Annotated in this window: 10 protein-coding genes; 4 read left to right on the top strand and 6 right to left on the bottom strand. The window is 63.3% G+C overall.

Annotated features, from left to right (window positions below; genetic code table 11):
• Nucleotides 1-12: 12 nt before the first annotated feature.
• From HHL21_RS18940 to cqsA, 4 genes are read right to left on the bottom strand one after another with little or no spacing between them, the layout of a single operon-like run.
• Entirely contained in the window at nt 13-1332 is a 1320-nt protein-coding gene (locus HHL21_RS18940) for a DNA recombination protein RmuC (protein ID WP_169468763.1), read from the bottom strand.
• Nucleotides 1333-1336: 4 nt separating this feature from the next.
• Nucleotides 1337-1735, bottom strand: a complete 399-nt coding sequence (locus HHL21_RS18935; protein ID WP_169468761.1) for a group II truncated hemoglobin — start codon at nt 1733-1735, stop codon at nt 1337-1339.
• Entirely contained in the window at nt 1719-2486 is a 768-nt protein-coding gene (locus HHL21_RS18930) for a sterol desaturase family protein (protein ID WP_169468759.1), read from the bottom strand. Before HHL21_RS18930 ends, HHL21_RS18935 begins: the two co-directional genes overlap by 17 nt.
• Nucleotides 2487-2528: 42 nt before the next feature.
• Nucleotides 2529-3773, bottom strand: a complete 1245-nt coding sequence (cqsA, locus tag HHL21_RS18925) for an alpha-hydroxyketone-type quorum-sensing autoinducer synthase (RefSeq protein ID WP_169468757.1) — start codon at nt 3771-3773, stop codon at nt 2529-2531.
• A gap of 191 nt (nt 3774-3964) precedes the next feature.
• Between cqsA and HHL21_RS18920 the strand changes: the two genes are divergently transcribed.
• Complete coding sequence (locus tag HHL21_RS18920; protein ID WP_169468755.1) at nt 3965-5275, top strand: sensor histidine kinase; 1311 nt, start codon at nt 3965-3967, stop codon at nt 5273-5275.
• Nucleotides 5276-5291: 16 nt separating this feature from the next.
• Nucleotides 5292-6293, top strand: a complete 1002-nt coding sequence (locus HHL21_RS18915; RefSeq protein ID WP_169468753.1) for a response regulator — start codon at nt 5292-5294, stop codon at nt 6291-6293.
• A 58-nt stretch (nt 6294-6351) separates the two neighbouring features.
• Here HHL21_RS18915 and HHL21_RS18910 read toward each other — a convergent pair whose 3' ends face one another.
• Together HHL21_RS18910 and HHL21_RS18905 are read right to left on the bottom strand one after the other, a co-directional pair.
• Nucleotides 6352-8883: an ABC transporter permease gene (locus HHL21_RS18910; RefSeq protein ID WP_169468751.1), complete on the bottom strand. Its 2532-nt coding sequence runs from the start codon at nt 8881-8883 to the stop codon at nt 6352-6354.
• 6 nt (nt 8884-8889) lie between these two features.
• Entirely contained in the window at nt 8890-9912 is a 1023-nt protein-coding gene (locus HHL21_RS18905; RefSeq protein ID WP_169468749.1) for an adenosine deaminase, read from the bottom strand.
• 598 nt (nt 9913-10510) lie between these two features.
• Between HHL21_RS18905 and HHL21_RS18900 the strand changes: the two genes are divergently transcribed.
• On the top strand, nt 10511-12433 hold the full coding sequence (locus HHL21_RS18900) for a PrkA family serine protein kinase (protein WP_169468747.1): 1923 nt from the start codon (nt 10511-10513) through the stop codon (nt 12431-12433).
• A 63-nt stretch (nt 12434-12496) separates the two neighbouring features.
• On the top strand, nt 12497-13765 hold the full coding sequence (locus HHL21_RS18895) for a YeaH/YhbH family protein (protein WP_169468745.1): 1269 nt from the start codon (nt 12497-12499) through the stop codon (nt 13763-13765).
• Nucleotides 13766-13768 lie beyond the last annotated feature (3 nt).

Here is a 13768-nt window from a genome sequence, read left to right as displayed (position 1 = left end):
GCTTTTCAACCGTTAAGGGGTGTCGCTATCTCCTGCTTCGATTTCGGGTCCAAGCAGCAGCTGCGCCGCTTCGCTCGGGAGTGCTTCCACCGATTTCAGCCTGCGCGCCATCTGGCGGCTGCGGACTTCGGCGTTCTCGATGTTCTTGGCCGCCTTCTCCAGCGTCATTTTGGTCGCGTGGAGCACATCGCCAAATTTACCGAATTCGGTCTTCACAGCGCCCAGCACTTCCCACACTTCCGACGAGCGCTTCTCCAGCGCCAGCGTGCGGAAGCCCATCTGCAGGCTGTTGAGGATCGCGGCCAGGGTCGACGGCCCGGCGATCGACACGCGCAGCGTGCGCTGCAGGTCGTCGGCCAGACCCGGACGGCGCATCACTTCGGCGTACAGGCCCTCGGTCGGCAGGAACAGGATCGCGAAGTCGGTGGTGTGCGGCGGCGAGACGTACTTCTCGCAGATCGTCTTGGCCTCGTTGCGTACAGCGCGTTCGAGTTCTTTGCCGTAGAGCGCGACACCTTCGGCGTCGGCCCGGTCGGCCGCTTCCACCAGACGTTCGTACTGCTCCTTCGGGAACTTGGCGTCGATCGGAAGCCACACCGGCGCGCCGCCGTCGACCATGCCTGGCAGCTTGATCGCGAATTCGACGCGGGCGTTGGTGCCGGCGACCGTCTCGACGTTCTTCGCATACTGGTCGACGGTCAGCACCTGCTCCAGCAGCATCTCAAGCTGCACCTCGCCCCAGGTGCCGCGCGTCTTGACGTTGGTGAGCACGCGCTTCAGGTCGCCGACGCCCAGCGCCAGCTGCTGCATTTCACCCAGGCCCTGGTGCACCCTCTCCAGCCGCTCCGACACCTGCTTGAACGATTCGGTCAGGCGGGTTTCCAGCGTGGCGTGCAGCTTTTCGTCGACGGTCTTGCGCATCTCTTCAAGGCGCGCCGCGTTATCGGCCTGGAGGTCCTTGATCCTGGTTTCCAGCGTCGCGCGTACTTCCATCATCCGCTGCGAGTGCGACTCGGTCAGCGTCGTCAGCGTGCGCTGGAGGGTGTCCGCAAAACGTTTGAGCGCCACCGCCTGTTCCTCGCGCCCGCTGCTGGCTTGCAGCATGCTTTGCTGGCGCAGGCTGTCGAGCTGCTGGACAGTGGCGCCGTGGAACTGCGCGAGCGTTCCGCCCAGTTCCTGGCGGGTCGCCTGCGCACTGGCCTGCAGTTCGGCGCGCAGTTCGCGCTCCATCCGTTCGGAGTCGCGCCCGCGCCCGCGCAGCAGCAATGCCAGCTGCAGCGCGATCACGACGACGGCGAGTGCGGCCAGTGCAAGAAATTCAAGTTGGGTCATGTAGTCAGTCGGCCTTGTTGCGCATCCAGTCGGCGGTCTGGTAGAACGACTCCATCAGCCGCAGCCGCAGCGCTTCTTCGATGCCGACGTCTTCCATCGCCCACGCCATCGCGCGCAGCCATTGGTCGCGTTCGCCGGATCCGATGGCGAACGGCAGGTGGCGCGCGCGCAGGCGCGGGTGTCCGTACTTTTCGACGAACAGGTCCGGCCCGCCCATCCAGCCGGACAGGAACATGAACAGCTTGTCGCGCGAGCTGTCGTTCGGCTTCGGATGCATCGCGTGGATGCCCGCGAATTCCGGCTCCAGCTCCATCAGGTCGTAAAACCGGTCGACCAGTTCGCGCACGCGCGCTTCGCCGCCGATGACTTCATACAGGGTAGTAGGTTCACTCATGTGCGCCATGATAGCGCAGCGGAACCGCGTCGTCTTCCTTGCGCTGCATGGCGGCCTCATATTCCGGCATGTTGGTGCCCATCCAGCGGTCCCACAGGTTGAAGTACAACATGAAGTGGCCCTTGGCGCGCGCATGGTGCATGTTGTGGTGGGTGCTGGTGATGAACCAGCGTGCGATGCCGGGGCTGTAAAACTCGTAGCCAAGGTGGCTGATCACGTTCAGCACGGTGAGCACGACGATGTACGCGGCCACGGCATACGGGTGCACCGGCAGCACGAAGGCCAGCGGCGCGTACCAGGCCACTTCAACGACTGCTTCAAGCGGATGGAAGGCGTAGCTGGCAAACGGCGTCGGGTTGGTGAAGGTGTGGTGCAGCTTGTGCACGTGGCGGAAGACCTTCGGATGGTGCATGAAGCGGTGCGCCCAATAGTAGTAGGTGTCGTGGACGATGGCCATGATCGCCACCGATGCGGCGAGGTAGGTCCAGCCATGGTCAGCCACATCGAAGTAGCCGAGGCTCCATCCCGCTTCCGCGATCAGCCAGGTGACGGTCAGCAGCGATGAGAGGATCAGGATCGAGACGACGGACCAGAAGATTTCGCGTCTTACCTGCGCTGGACGCGGGCGCTGCTGGATGCGGTGCGCCGCATAGCGCTCGCGCCCCAGGGTCCAGACCAGCAGGTATGCGCCGCCCGCGCACAGCGCGTACACGGCGAGGAAGAACGCGGAGATTTCGAAGAACAGGGACAAGGTGGACATTTTGGACACTCCTTCATTATTTTTTTATTTGGATGCGCGGATTCAGACCAGCGTCAGGCGGCGGGAACGGCGCGTCGACGACCAGCTTTCCAGATCGACTTCGCCGCGCATGTCGTCGCAGGCGTCGAGCAGGCGGCGGATCGCGTCGCTTGTCAGGCCGGAGTTCAGCGTCAGGCGCACCAGCGAGCGGTTCTTGGCCGTGGCCGGTGCACAGAACACCGCGCCATAGACACCGCGCCGTTCGAGCGCTTTGCGCAGCGCCAGCGTTTTCGGTTCCGGGCCTGCCTCCAGCGCGATGATCTGTTCGGTGCCGTCGTCGACGTTGTAGCCAAGCTCGCGCAGGCCTTCGCGCACCTGCCTGGCGTTCGCGTGCAACGCGGCGCGGCGCGCGCCCGCCTCGGAAATCAGGTCGAGCGCGGCATCGAACCATGCCAGCTCGTGTTCGAGCAGGCAGGAACTGAAGATCGCCGGACGCGAGGCGGACAGGAAGTAACCCTTGAATTTGTTCGAACAGGTGATGAATCCCGCCCTCCCGGCAAACGCCTTGGCCAGCGACGCTGTGCGGAAGTGGACGCTGTCCTCCAGGCCCATCTCGGCCACGATGCCGGCGCCGCGCGGGCCATGCGTCCCCAGCGAGTGCGATTCGTCGACGATCAGGATCGAACCGCTGCGTTCGGCGATATCGACGATGTCGTGCAAGGGCGCGACGCTGCCGTTGGTGCTGTACAGCGCGTCGACGACGATCACCCCGCGGCCGTGCTTCTCGAGCTGGCGCGCGAGGTTGCCGGCGTCGTTGTGCAGGAACGGCACCCCTTCGGCGCGCGCCGACTGCACGCCTTCCCACAGCGAAGCGTGGGCCAGCATGTCGAGGTACACCGGCACCCCCGGCTCGGCGATGCTCTGGATCAGGCCGACGTTGGCCGCCCAGCCCGATTGCGCCAGCACGCCATCCTCGGCGCCCATGAAGTTCGCCAGCTTCGCTTCGAGCTGGTGCTGGCGGCTGCCTTCCTGGAGGAACACGGACGACATCAGCAAGCCGGCCTGGCTGGACTGCAGGCAACGGGCCTGGGCCGCGAGCAGGGTGGGCTCGCCGGAAATGCAGAGGTAGTCATTCCCGGCGAGCATGATGGCGCCCGCCTCCGCAGGTTTCCAGACATGCAAGTGTTCACCGCCAAGCAATTGCTCGACGCGGGTGATGTAGTGCTCATCCATGCGCCTGGTCACGAACGACGGCAGGCACTGTTCGGCGCGGATAAACAGGCTTTGTTGGCGGGCAGCGAGTGTCATGATTTCTTTCTCCTTGGTAAAAGAAGTTCATTGTGTGTCCTCGCGTTGCTCAACAATTTCGCAGCGGCGTGCAACATTGAGCCAGATCAAGTGCCTGATTGCAAAGGTGCGACAAGATCGCATTTGACAATTATCAATTTGCGCCAGCTCAACATTGAGTGGGGCCTTGGCGTGAAAAATGGCGGATTTACATGGATCAATGGATTGACAGGGTGAAGGCGGGTTTCGGCAAGGGACAGCAGGCAATGCTGCTCTGGCTGGTGCGCCAGGATCGCCAGTACAGCCACGCGTCCACCCGCTTCATGATGCTGGCGTGGGTCGGCTGCATCGGCCTGCCGCTGTATTACGCGGTCTGGACCTGGTGGTTCCCGCAGGAGTTCGAAAGCCTTGCGCTGCGCCTCGCCGGCGCCGCGCTATGCCTGCCGGCGGTGTGCTCGCGCCAGCCGTTCCCGCCGAAGGTAATGAAGGCCTACATCTTCGTTGGCGTCACCTACGTGCTGCCGTTCTTCTTCAGCTTCATGTACCTGATGAACCACGGCGCGGCCGTCTGGGCCCAGTCGCTGCTGATTGGCCTGATCGTGCTGTTCCACTTCGATACGCGGTGGGCGCTGTGCTCCTACCTGGTCGGCACCGCCCTCGCCTGCCTGGTGTTCGCGCTGGTCGACGACCCTGCCTTCCTGCTCAGCCACGAGGTACTGGAACAGCTGCCGCTGTACGGCTTCACGATCTTTGTCGTATCGATCGCCAAGGTGGGCCGCCGCGTGCTGGCCCAGGAAAAGCTGGCGGGGATGGCGCACGGGCTGGCGGCGGTATCGCACGAATTGCGCACGCCCCTCGTCACTATCGACGCCAATGCGCGCGGCATCAATCGCCGGCTCGGCAAACCGGGCCTGCCGGGAGAAGCCGACTGGCACGCGATGAGCGAAGCGATGGCGCGCATCCAGTTCGAGGTCAGGCACATGAACCACATGATCGACCTTTTCCTGCTGTCGGCGTCGGCCGTGAACCAGCAGCTGGAAGCAAACGAATACGTGTCGATGGCCGACGTCGTCGAATCGGTTATCAGGCGCTACCCGTTCACCGGTAATTCGCAGCGCACCGCCGTCACGGTGGACATCCGCGCAGACTTCAGCTTCGCCGGCCGCTACGAACTGTCCGTCGTCATCGTGCTCAACCTGCTGAGGAACGCGCTCAAGGCGCTGCATCGCGCCGGCAAAGGCAGGATCCGCATCGTGGTCGACGGCGCCCGCACGACGCCGCGCCTGCTGTTCATCGACACCGGCTGCGGCATCGCGCCGTCGCAGCTGCCACTGGTGTTCGAACGCTTCTACTCGTATCCGCCAAGTTCCGGCTCCGGCATCGGCCTCGCGCTGTGCAAGGAGATCATCAAAGCCTGGCACGCCAGCATCCGCGTCGCCTCGCGCGAACACGGCTACACGATGTTCGTGCTCGAATTCCCCAAGGTTCAGCTGGCGGCGCCCGCGCCTGCGCTGGCCGCTTAACCGTATCGGCGCCCCCATGTCCCTCCCCATCTACCACCACCCCAGCCTGACGGTCCTGGTCGACGACAGCGACAACTTCCTGCGCAGCCTGTCGTTCCAGCTCGACCCGACGCTCGCCAGCGTCGCCTTCCACGACACCAGCAGCGCGCTGGCCTGGCTATCGCAGCAACCCGGCATGCCGGACCAGGCAGAAGGTGCGCTGTCGGCCAGTTACGACACCTATCCGCGCAGGACGGCGCAATGCAGCGTCGCGCTCGACCTCGACCAGATCCACCGCATCAGCTTCCAGGCGCGGCGCTTCATGACGCCATCGGTGCTGGTGGTCGACTACTCGATGCCGCAGATGAACGGGGTCGAACTGTGCGAAGCGGTGCGCCACCTGCCGTGCAAGAAGATCCTCTTCACCGGAGCGGCGGACGAGAAGGTGGCGGTCGATGCCTTCAATCGCGGGCTGATCGACCGCTACATCAAAAAGAGCGACGAGAATGCGCTGGAGCGGCTCGAAAGCGAGATCCATGCGCTGCAGCGCGAGTATTTTTCGGCCCGCTCGGAACCGCTGCGCGACCTGCTCGCGCTGCACAGCTACAGCTTCGTGGCCGATCCGGCGGTGGCGGCGCTGGTGCGCGATCTGGTGGCGGAACACAGGATCGTCGAGCACTATCTGTTCCCGAATCCGGCCGGGCTGCTGATGTACGACACCGCGGGCCGCGCGATGCTGCTGGTGGTGGAGAGCGAGGCCGGGATGAATGCGCACTACGAGATCGCCATCGACAACGCGGCGCCGCAATCGCTGCTCGACGCACTGCAGGAGCGGCGCGTGATCCCTTACTTCCATGACGGCGACGGGATGTACACGGCGGCGTTTGCGAATGAGTGGCACAAGTACGTCGCAGCGGCGCAGGTGTGCAGGGGCGAGCAGAATTACTTCTGGGCGCTGTTCAGGCTCGAGGCGGGGGTGATCGCGAACGAGACTTACTCATACAACGATTTTTTGCGCACGCACCAGGGGCAGCAATAATTCCTCCCCCGGGCACGCATCGCGGATTGCTGCCTTGGCGGCAATCCGCCTTCGGGCCTTAGGCTTCGCGCAAGGTCTGCAACGGCGGCTGCCTGAGCACCATTCTCAATCCCAGCCATCCGCCGATAATCGCGCACAGCGCCCCGACAACCACACCCGCCAGCCAGACCGTCGGGCTAAACGTCCACGGGAACTTGAACTGGTACGTCGCCAAGGCCCAGCCCAACGCCGCCGCCCCCGTTGCCGCCAGCAACCCGGCCAGCCCGCCCACCAGCGAAAACTCGATCCACTGGGCCCGCGACAGCTGCTTGCGCGTCGCCCCCAGCGCGCGCAGCAGCCCGGCCTCGCGGGTGCGCTCGTCCTGCGAGGCCATCAGCGCCGCATACAGAACCAGCACTCCTGAAGCCAGCGTGAACATGAACAGGAACTCGACCGCCACGACCACCTGATCGACCACTTCCTGCACCTGGCGAATGATCCCGCTGACGTCGATCACCGTCAGGTTGGGGAACTCGCGCGACAGCGAATTCCCAAGCGCTGCGCCGTCTCCCGGCAGGTGGAACGCCGTCATGTAAGTCTGCGCGGCCGACTCCATCGCGGCCGGATTAACGATGACGAAGAAGTTGGCCCGCATCGATCCCCACTCCAGCTTGCGCAGGCTGGTGACCTTCGCATCGACATCGAGCCCGCCGATATTGAAGCGCATGACGTCGCCCAGCTTGAGCCGCAGCGTCTTCGCGATGCCCTGCTCCACCGATGCCTCGGCCACGCCGGGTGCGTCGCTGAACCACTTGCCGGCGACGATCTCGTTCGTCGCCGGCATGTCCTTCATCGTCGACAGGTTGAACTCGCGGTCGGACATGCGGCGCGCGTCGTCGTTGTCGTAGGTGTCGCGCGTGATCGCCGTGCCGTTGACCGAGGTCAGGCGGCCGCGGATCATCGGATACAGCACCACTTCCTTCACCCCGGCGCCGCGCAGGCGCTGTTCAATGGCCGGCTTCTGGTCGCCCTGGATGTTGATCACGAAACGGTTTGGCGCATCGGGCGGGGTCGCGGTGCGCCACGCCTGCGTCAGGTCGCCGCGTACGACGGTCAGGATCAGCAGCGCCATCAGGCCCATCGCCAGCGATACCACCTGCACGACGGTCGCGCCGGGACGGCGCTGCAGCGAGGTGACGGCAAACCGCCAGCTCTGGTTGTCGAACGCGCCGCGCAGCCGCTTGAGCGAGCGGAGGCCGAGCCATGCCACCAGCGCAAACAGGGCAAAGCCGAACAGGAAGCCGGCCGCCGTCAGCAGTGCCAGCCTGATATCACCCGCCTGCCACAGCAGCAGTCCGACAAACACGCAGATGCCCAGCCCGTAAGTGGCCAGCGCCATCGGCTTCGGCGCTGCCTGCTCGCGCCGGATGACGCGGTTGTGCGGGACATTGCGCAGCTGGAGCACCGGCGGCAGCGCGAAGCCAACCAGCAGCAGCATGCCGGTTGCGACTCCCTGGAATGCGGGCAGCAGCGAAACCGGCGGCAGGTCGGCGGCGACCAGGTTGCCAAGCAGTTCGAGCAGGATGTAGTGCGCGCCGAAGCCAACCAGCACGCCCACCAGGCTGCCCGCCAGGCCAACCAGCGTGAATTCGATCAGGTACAGCGCGGTGACCTGGTTTTGCGTGAGTCCGAGGCAGCGCAGCATCGCGCAGGCGTCGAGGTGGCGCAGCATGAAGCGGCGCGCGGCCATCGCGACCGCCACCGCGGCCAGCATCGCCGACAGCAGGCCGACCAGCGACAGGAAGCGGTCGGCGCGGTCCAGCGTCGCGTTCATTTCAGGGCGGCCGTTTTCGAGCGACTCGATGCGCACGCCCTTGACCTTGCCAGCCGAGATCTGGTTCTTGAGCCAGGCTTCGTATTCGGAGACGCGCGCCATGTCGTTGTTCGATGGCGAAGCCACTTGCATGCGGTAAGTCACGCGCGAGCCGTTTTCGACCAGCCCGGTCGCGGCCAGGTCGTCCAGCGCCATCATCACGCGCGGGGCGAAGTTGACGAACGCGGCGCCGCGGTCCGGTTCGGTGGCGATGAGCTGGGCGATCGCGAAGCGCTTGTCGCCCACCGTGATGGCGCCGCCTACGCGGGTGTTCAGCGCGGTGAGTATCTGCGGGTCGACCCACACCGTGCCCGGCGCCGGCGTGTCGCGCGTGCGTTCGCCCAGCGCTTCGCCAGCCTGCGCCGGGTCTTGCGTGATCTTGACCTGGCCGCGCAGCGGGTAGCCTTTGGAGACCGCCTTGATCGACGCCAGCTGGGCCATCGAGTCTTCGCCCTCGCCCGCCTGCGCCATGCTTGGGAAGACGACCGTATCGGCCAGCACCAGGCCGCGCCGTTCGGCTTCGCGCCGCCATTCGGGCTGGACCGGCTGGTCGGCGCCGACCAGCAGGTCGGCGCCGAGCAGCTGGTGCGCGTCGCGGTTCAGGCCCGTGCGCATGCGGTCGATGAAGAAGCCGACCGCCGACAGCGCCGAGACGGCGACGATCAGGGCGATCAGCAGGAAGCGCAGTTCGCCGGCGCGCCAGTCGCGCGCCGTCATGCGCAGGGATTGGCTCAGCATGTGCGTTTAGTCCTTGCTTGCAGTGGATTGCTGGAAGAAGCGGTCGACCTCGCTGAGGTAGCCCCGCTTCGCTTCGCCTTCGAGGAAGGCTGCGCTAAAACTGTTGCGTGCCAGCGTACGCGCGTGCTCGACGCCGAGCGGCAGTGCATCGAAGGTGCTCAGGAAGTTCTGGTTGATGTAGCCGCCGAAATAAGCCGGGTCGTCCGAGTTGATTGTCACGACCAGGCCGGCGTCGAGCAGGCGCAGGAGGTTGTGGTCGTCCATCTTGTCGAACACGCGCAGCTTGATGTTCGAGAGCGGGCAGACCGTCAGCGCGACCTGCTCGCGCGCCAGGCGTGCGGTCAGTTCGGCGTCCTCCAGGCAGCGCACGCCGTGGTCGATGCGCTCGACATTGAGCAGGTCGAGCGCGGTTTCGATATAGGCCGGCGGGCCCTCCTCGCCCGCGTGCGCGACCAGGTGCAGGCCGAGCTGGCGGCAGCGTTCGAACACGCGGCAGAACTTCTCGGGCGGATGGCCGCGCTCGGACGAGTCGAGCCCGACGCCGATGAACTTGTCGCGGAACGGCAGCGCTTCCTCCAGCGTGGCGAGCGCCTCGTCTTCCGGCAGGTGGCGCAGGAAGCACATGATCAGCGCGGCGCTGACCGGGCTGTCCTGGCAGGCGCGCCAGATGCCGTTGATGACGGTCTCGAACGGCACCCCGCGCGCGGTGTGGGTCTGCGGGTCGAAGAAGATCTCGGCGTGGCGCACGTTGTCGGCCTGCGCGCGCGCCAGGTAGGCGGCCGTCATGTCGTAAAAGTCCTGCTCCTTGAGCAGCACGCTGGCGCCGGCATAGTAGATGTCGAGGAAGGACTGCAGGTCGGTAAACGCGTACGCCTTGCGCAACTGGTTGACGGATGGGTAAGCCAGGGAAACGCCATTTCTTTGCGCCAACGCAAATATCAGTTCGGGTTCAAGCGAGCCTTCGATGTGTATGTGCAATTCGGCCTTCGGCATCTGCTGCAAAATGTTGCGCATCTGTTCGTTGAGCATCGTAGTTCTCCGTGTTTTGCCACGTTGTGGTTCGTCTTACCGGGAAGTGTAGCGCACCCGCGCGGCCTCTTCAGTTCGCTGGGGAAAATGTCCCGGCCGGAGCGCGAAATCAGCTGCATTTTCGTGCGCCATTGCCCCGCTAGATCGTGCACTATCGATGACATGATTGTGAACTCGGCGCACTTCTTTCTCGGGCAAAATTACTCAGCAAAAAGGCCGTCGCAACGGTCGCAACGCGGTGCTGGAATGATCCAGGATCACATCATCGAAAATGGTGTTTTTTCCTTACGAATCAATGCATTACGATAGTATGCCACGGCCGCGCGACATTGCTTTGACTTCGAGAACTATTAGGCACATAATTAATTTCACAGGCGTAAGAAGAATTTTTTCAGCCGTTAAAAAAGCCGGGCAAGCCGGACACAAAAATAATTTTCGTCATCCATTTTTTGTCGTGAATCGTTAAGACAATAAATGTTCAGGACGTTCAAACAAGAAGGAGGACCTCGATCCTGCCGCCACGACCAGGGCCTGGACAGGACGCCGGATGCCGGCTGCCAAAACAGTGATCAGTGTAAGCACATTAAAGGACATTCAAATGACCATTTTTGACAACTACGCAGCTCGCTACGAGCGTACCCGTGAAGAGGAATATTCGCTTTCCGAGTATCTGGCACTGTGCAAGAAGGATCCGCTGACCTACGCCAGCGCGCCCGAGCGAATGCTTGCGGCGATCGGCGCGCCGAGACTGGTCGACACGCGTAACGACACGCGCCTGTCGCGCATCTTCGCCAACAAGGTCATCAAACTGTATCCGGCATTCGCGGAGTTCTACGGCATGGAGGAAGTGATCGAGCAGGTCGTCTCGTACTTCCGCCACGCGGCGCAAGGACTGGAGGAACGCAAGCAGATCCTCTACCTGCTTGGCCCGGTCGGCGGCGGCAAGTCGTCGATCGCGGAAAAGCTCAAGCACCTGATGGAACAGGTGCCGTTCTACGCGATCAAGGGTTCGCCGGTGAACGAGTCGCCGCTTGGCCTGTTCAACGAAGACGAAGACGGCGTCATCCTCGAAGAAGACTACGGCATCCCGCGGCGCTACCTGCGCACCATCCCGAGCCCGTGGGCGGTCAAGCGCCTGCACGAGTTCAATGGCGACATCAACAAGTTCCGCGTGGTGAAGCGCTACCCGTCGGTGCTCAAGCAGGTCGCCATCTCGAAAACCGAGCCGGGCGACGAGAACAACCAGGACATCTCTTCGCTGGTCGGCAAGGTCGACATCCGCAGGCTGGAAGACTATGCGCAGGACGATCCGGACGCCTACAGCTACTCGGGCGGCCTGTGCCTCGGCAACCAGGGCCTGATGGAATTCGTCGAGATGTTCAAGGCGCCGATCAAGGTGCTGCACCCGCTGCTGACGGCCACGCAGGAGAGTAATTACAAAGGCACCGAGGGCTTCGGCGCGATTCCGTTCGAAGGCATCGTGCTGGCGCACTCGAACGAGTCGGAGTGGAAGACCTTCCGCAACAACCGCAACAATGAAGCTTTCCTCGACCGTATTTACATCGTCAAGGTGCCGTACTGCCTGCGCGTGTCGGACGAAGTGCATATCTACGAAAAACTGATCCGCAATTCGTCGCTCGAGAAAGCGCCTTGCGCGCCCGGCACGATGAAGATGATGGCGCAGTTCGCGATCCTGTCGCGCCTGAAGGATCCGGAGAATTCCAGCATCTTCTCGAAGATGCTGGTGTACGACGGCGACAACCTGAAGGACACCGACCCGAAAGCCAAGTCGATCCACGAATACGCCGACTACGCCGGCGTGGACGAAGGCATGAACGGCCTGTCGACCCGCTTCGCCTTCAAGATTTTGTCGAAGGTCTTCAACTTCGACAATTCGGAAGTGGCGGCCAATCCGGTGCACCTGCTGTATGTACTGGAGCAGCAGATCGAGCGCGAGCAGTTCGCGCCCGAGCTCGAGCAGCGCTACTTCTCGTACGTCAAGGAGCACCTGGCGCAGCGTTATGTCGACTTCATCGGCAAGGAGATCCAGACCGCCTACCTCGAAAGCTATTCGGAGTATGGCCAGAACATCTTCGACCGCTACGTGACGTTTGCCGATTTCTGGATCCAGGACCAGGAATTCCGCGATCCGGACACCGGCGAAAGCTTCGACCGCGAAGCGCTGAACGCCGAACTGGAAAAGATCGAGAAGCCGGCCGGCATTTCGAACCCGAAGGATTTCCGCAACGAGATCGTCAACTTCGGCCTGCGCGCACGCGCCACCAACGGCGGGAAAAACCCGGCGTGGACCAGCTACGAGAAGTTCCGCACGGTAATCGAGAAGAAAATGTTCTCGAATACCGAGGAACTGCTGCCGGTGATCTCGTTCAATGCAAAAGCCAGTGCGGAAGACGCCAACAAGCATGCCGACTTCGTCGCGCGCATGGTGGAAAAAGGCTATACCGCCAAGCAGGTGCGCCTGCTGTGCGAATGGTACCTGCGCGTTCGAAAATCGTCGTAAGATGGAAGTACCGGACCGGCGCAGGCGCGCCGTCCGGGCACGAATTTCAGCAGGAGGTCCGCTTTGACTTACCTCATCGACCGACGCTTGCAAGGCAAGAACAAGTCAGCGATCAACCGCGAGCGCTTCCTACGGCGTTACAAGAGCCAGATCAAGGATGCCGTCGGGCGCGCCATCAAGGGCCGCTCGATCACCGACATTGAGAACGGCGAAAAGGTCTCGATCCCCGTCAAGGACGTGGGCGAGCCGCATTTCGGCCACGCGCATGGCGGCGTGTGGGAGACCGTCAACCCCGGCAATACCGAATACCAGAAAGGCGACCAGTTCAACCGCCCGCGCAGCGGCGGCGGGGCCGGACGGGGACGGGCCGGCAACAGCGAGGACACCACCCAGGACGACTTCATGTTCGAGCTCACGCGCGAAGAATTCATGAATTACTTCTTCGAGGACCTCGAGCTGCCCAACATGATCAAGACGCAGCTGACGCAGACGCCCGAATTCAAGAACCAGCGCGCCGGCTTCAACATGTCCGGCACGCCGTCCAACATCCATGTGCTGCGCTCCCTGCGCGGCGCGCTGGGGCGGCGCATCGCGGTGGGCGGCGGCTCGCGCAAGGAGATCGCGCGCCTCGAGGATGAGCTGACCCGGATGCTGGCCGAGGGCATGCCCGAGGACGACCCGGCGGTGCTGGAAGTGAAGAAGGAGCTGCAGCGCCAGCACACCCGGCTGCTGGCGATCCCCTTCATCGACCCGTTCGACCTGCGCTACAGCAACCGCATCAAGGTGCCCAAGCCGAGCACCCAGGCCGTCATGTTCTGCATCATGGACGTCTCCGGCTCGATGGACGAAGGCCGCAAGGACACCGCCAAGCGCTTCTTCATCCTGCTGTACCTGTTCCTCAAGCGCGTCTACGACAAGATCGATGTGGTGTTCATCCGCCACCATACGGCAGCGGCCGAGGTGGACGAAAACGAATTTTTCCACTCGCGCGAATCGGGCGGCACCGTGGTGTCGTCGGCGCTGCACCTGCTGCAGAAAATTATCAGCGAGCGTTACGGCAGCGGCGACTGGAACAGCTACGTGGCGCAGGCTTCCGACGGCGACAACTGGGACAACGACTCGGTGCTGTGCAAGCAGCTGCTGATCAACGCCATCATGCCGCAGGTGCAGTATTACACCTACGTGGAGATCACCGAAGGTCCGCAGCAGAACCTGTGGGAACAGTACGCCGAAGTGATGGATCATCACCGTAACTTCTCGATGCAGAAGATCGTCACGCCGGCCGACATCTATCCGGTGTTCCGCGAATTGTTCAAGAAGCAGGTGAAATAGCCG

The organism is Massilia polaris (assembly GCF_012927275.1).
Lineage (GTDB): Bacteria > Pseudomonadota > Gammaproteobacteria > Burkholderiales > Burkholderiaceae_D > Telluria_A > Telluria_A polaris.
This window is presented reverse-complemented; position numbering and strand designations above follow the sequence as displayed.

Bases quoted from the DNA above. Each gene is read 5' to 3' on its own strand.
- HHL21_RS18940 (WP_169468763.1), bottom strand. From the start codon at position 1,332: ATGACCCAACTTGAATTTCTTGCACTGGCCGCACTCGCCGTCGTCGTG.
- HHL21_RS18935 (WP_169468761.1), bottom strand. From the start codon at position 1,735: ATGGCGCACATGAGTGAACCTACTACCCTGTATGAAGTCATCGGCGGC.
- HHL21_RS18930 (WP_169468759.1), bottom strand. From the start codon at position 2,486: ATGTCCACCTTGTCCCTGTTCTTCGAAATCTCCGCGTTCTTCCTCGCC.
- cqsA (WP_169468757.1), bottom strand. From the start codon at position 3,773: ATGACACTCGCTGCCCGCCAACAAAGCCTGTTTATCCGCGCCGAACAG.
- HHL21_RS18920 (WP_169468755.1), top strand. From the start codon at position 3,965: ATGGATCAATGGATTGACAGGGTGAAGGCGGGTTTCGGCAAGGGACAG.
- HHL21_RS18915 (WP_169468753.1), top strand. From the start codon at position 5,292: ATGTCCCTCCCCATCTACCACCACCCCAGCCTGACGGTCCTGGTCGAC.
- HHL21_RS18910 (WP_169468751.1), bottom strand. From the start codon at position 8,883: ATGCTGAGCCAATCCCTGCGCATGACGGCGCGCGACTGGCGCGCCGGC.
- HHL21_RS18905 (WP_169468749.1), bottom strand. From the start codon at position 9,912: ATGCTCAACGAACAGATGCGCAACATTTTGCAGCAGATGCCGAAGGCC.
- HHL21_RS18900 (WP_169468747.1), top strand. From the start codon at position 10,511: ATGACCATTTTTGACAACTACGCAGCTCGCTACGAGCGTACCCGTGAA.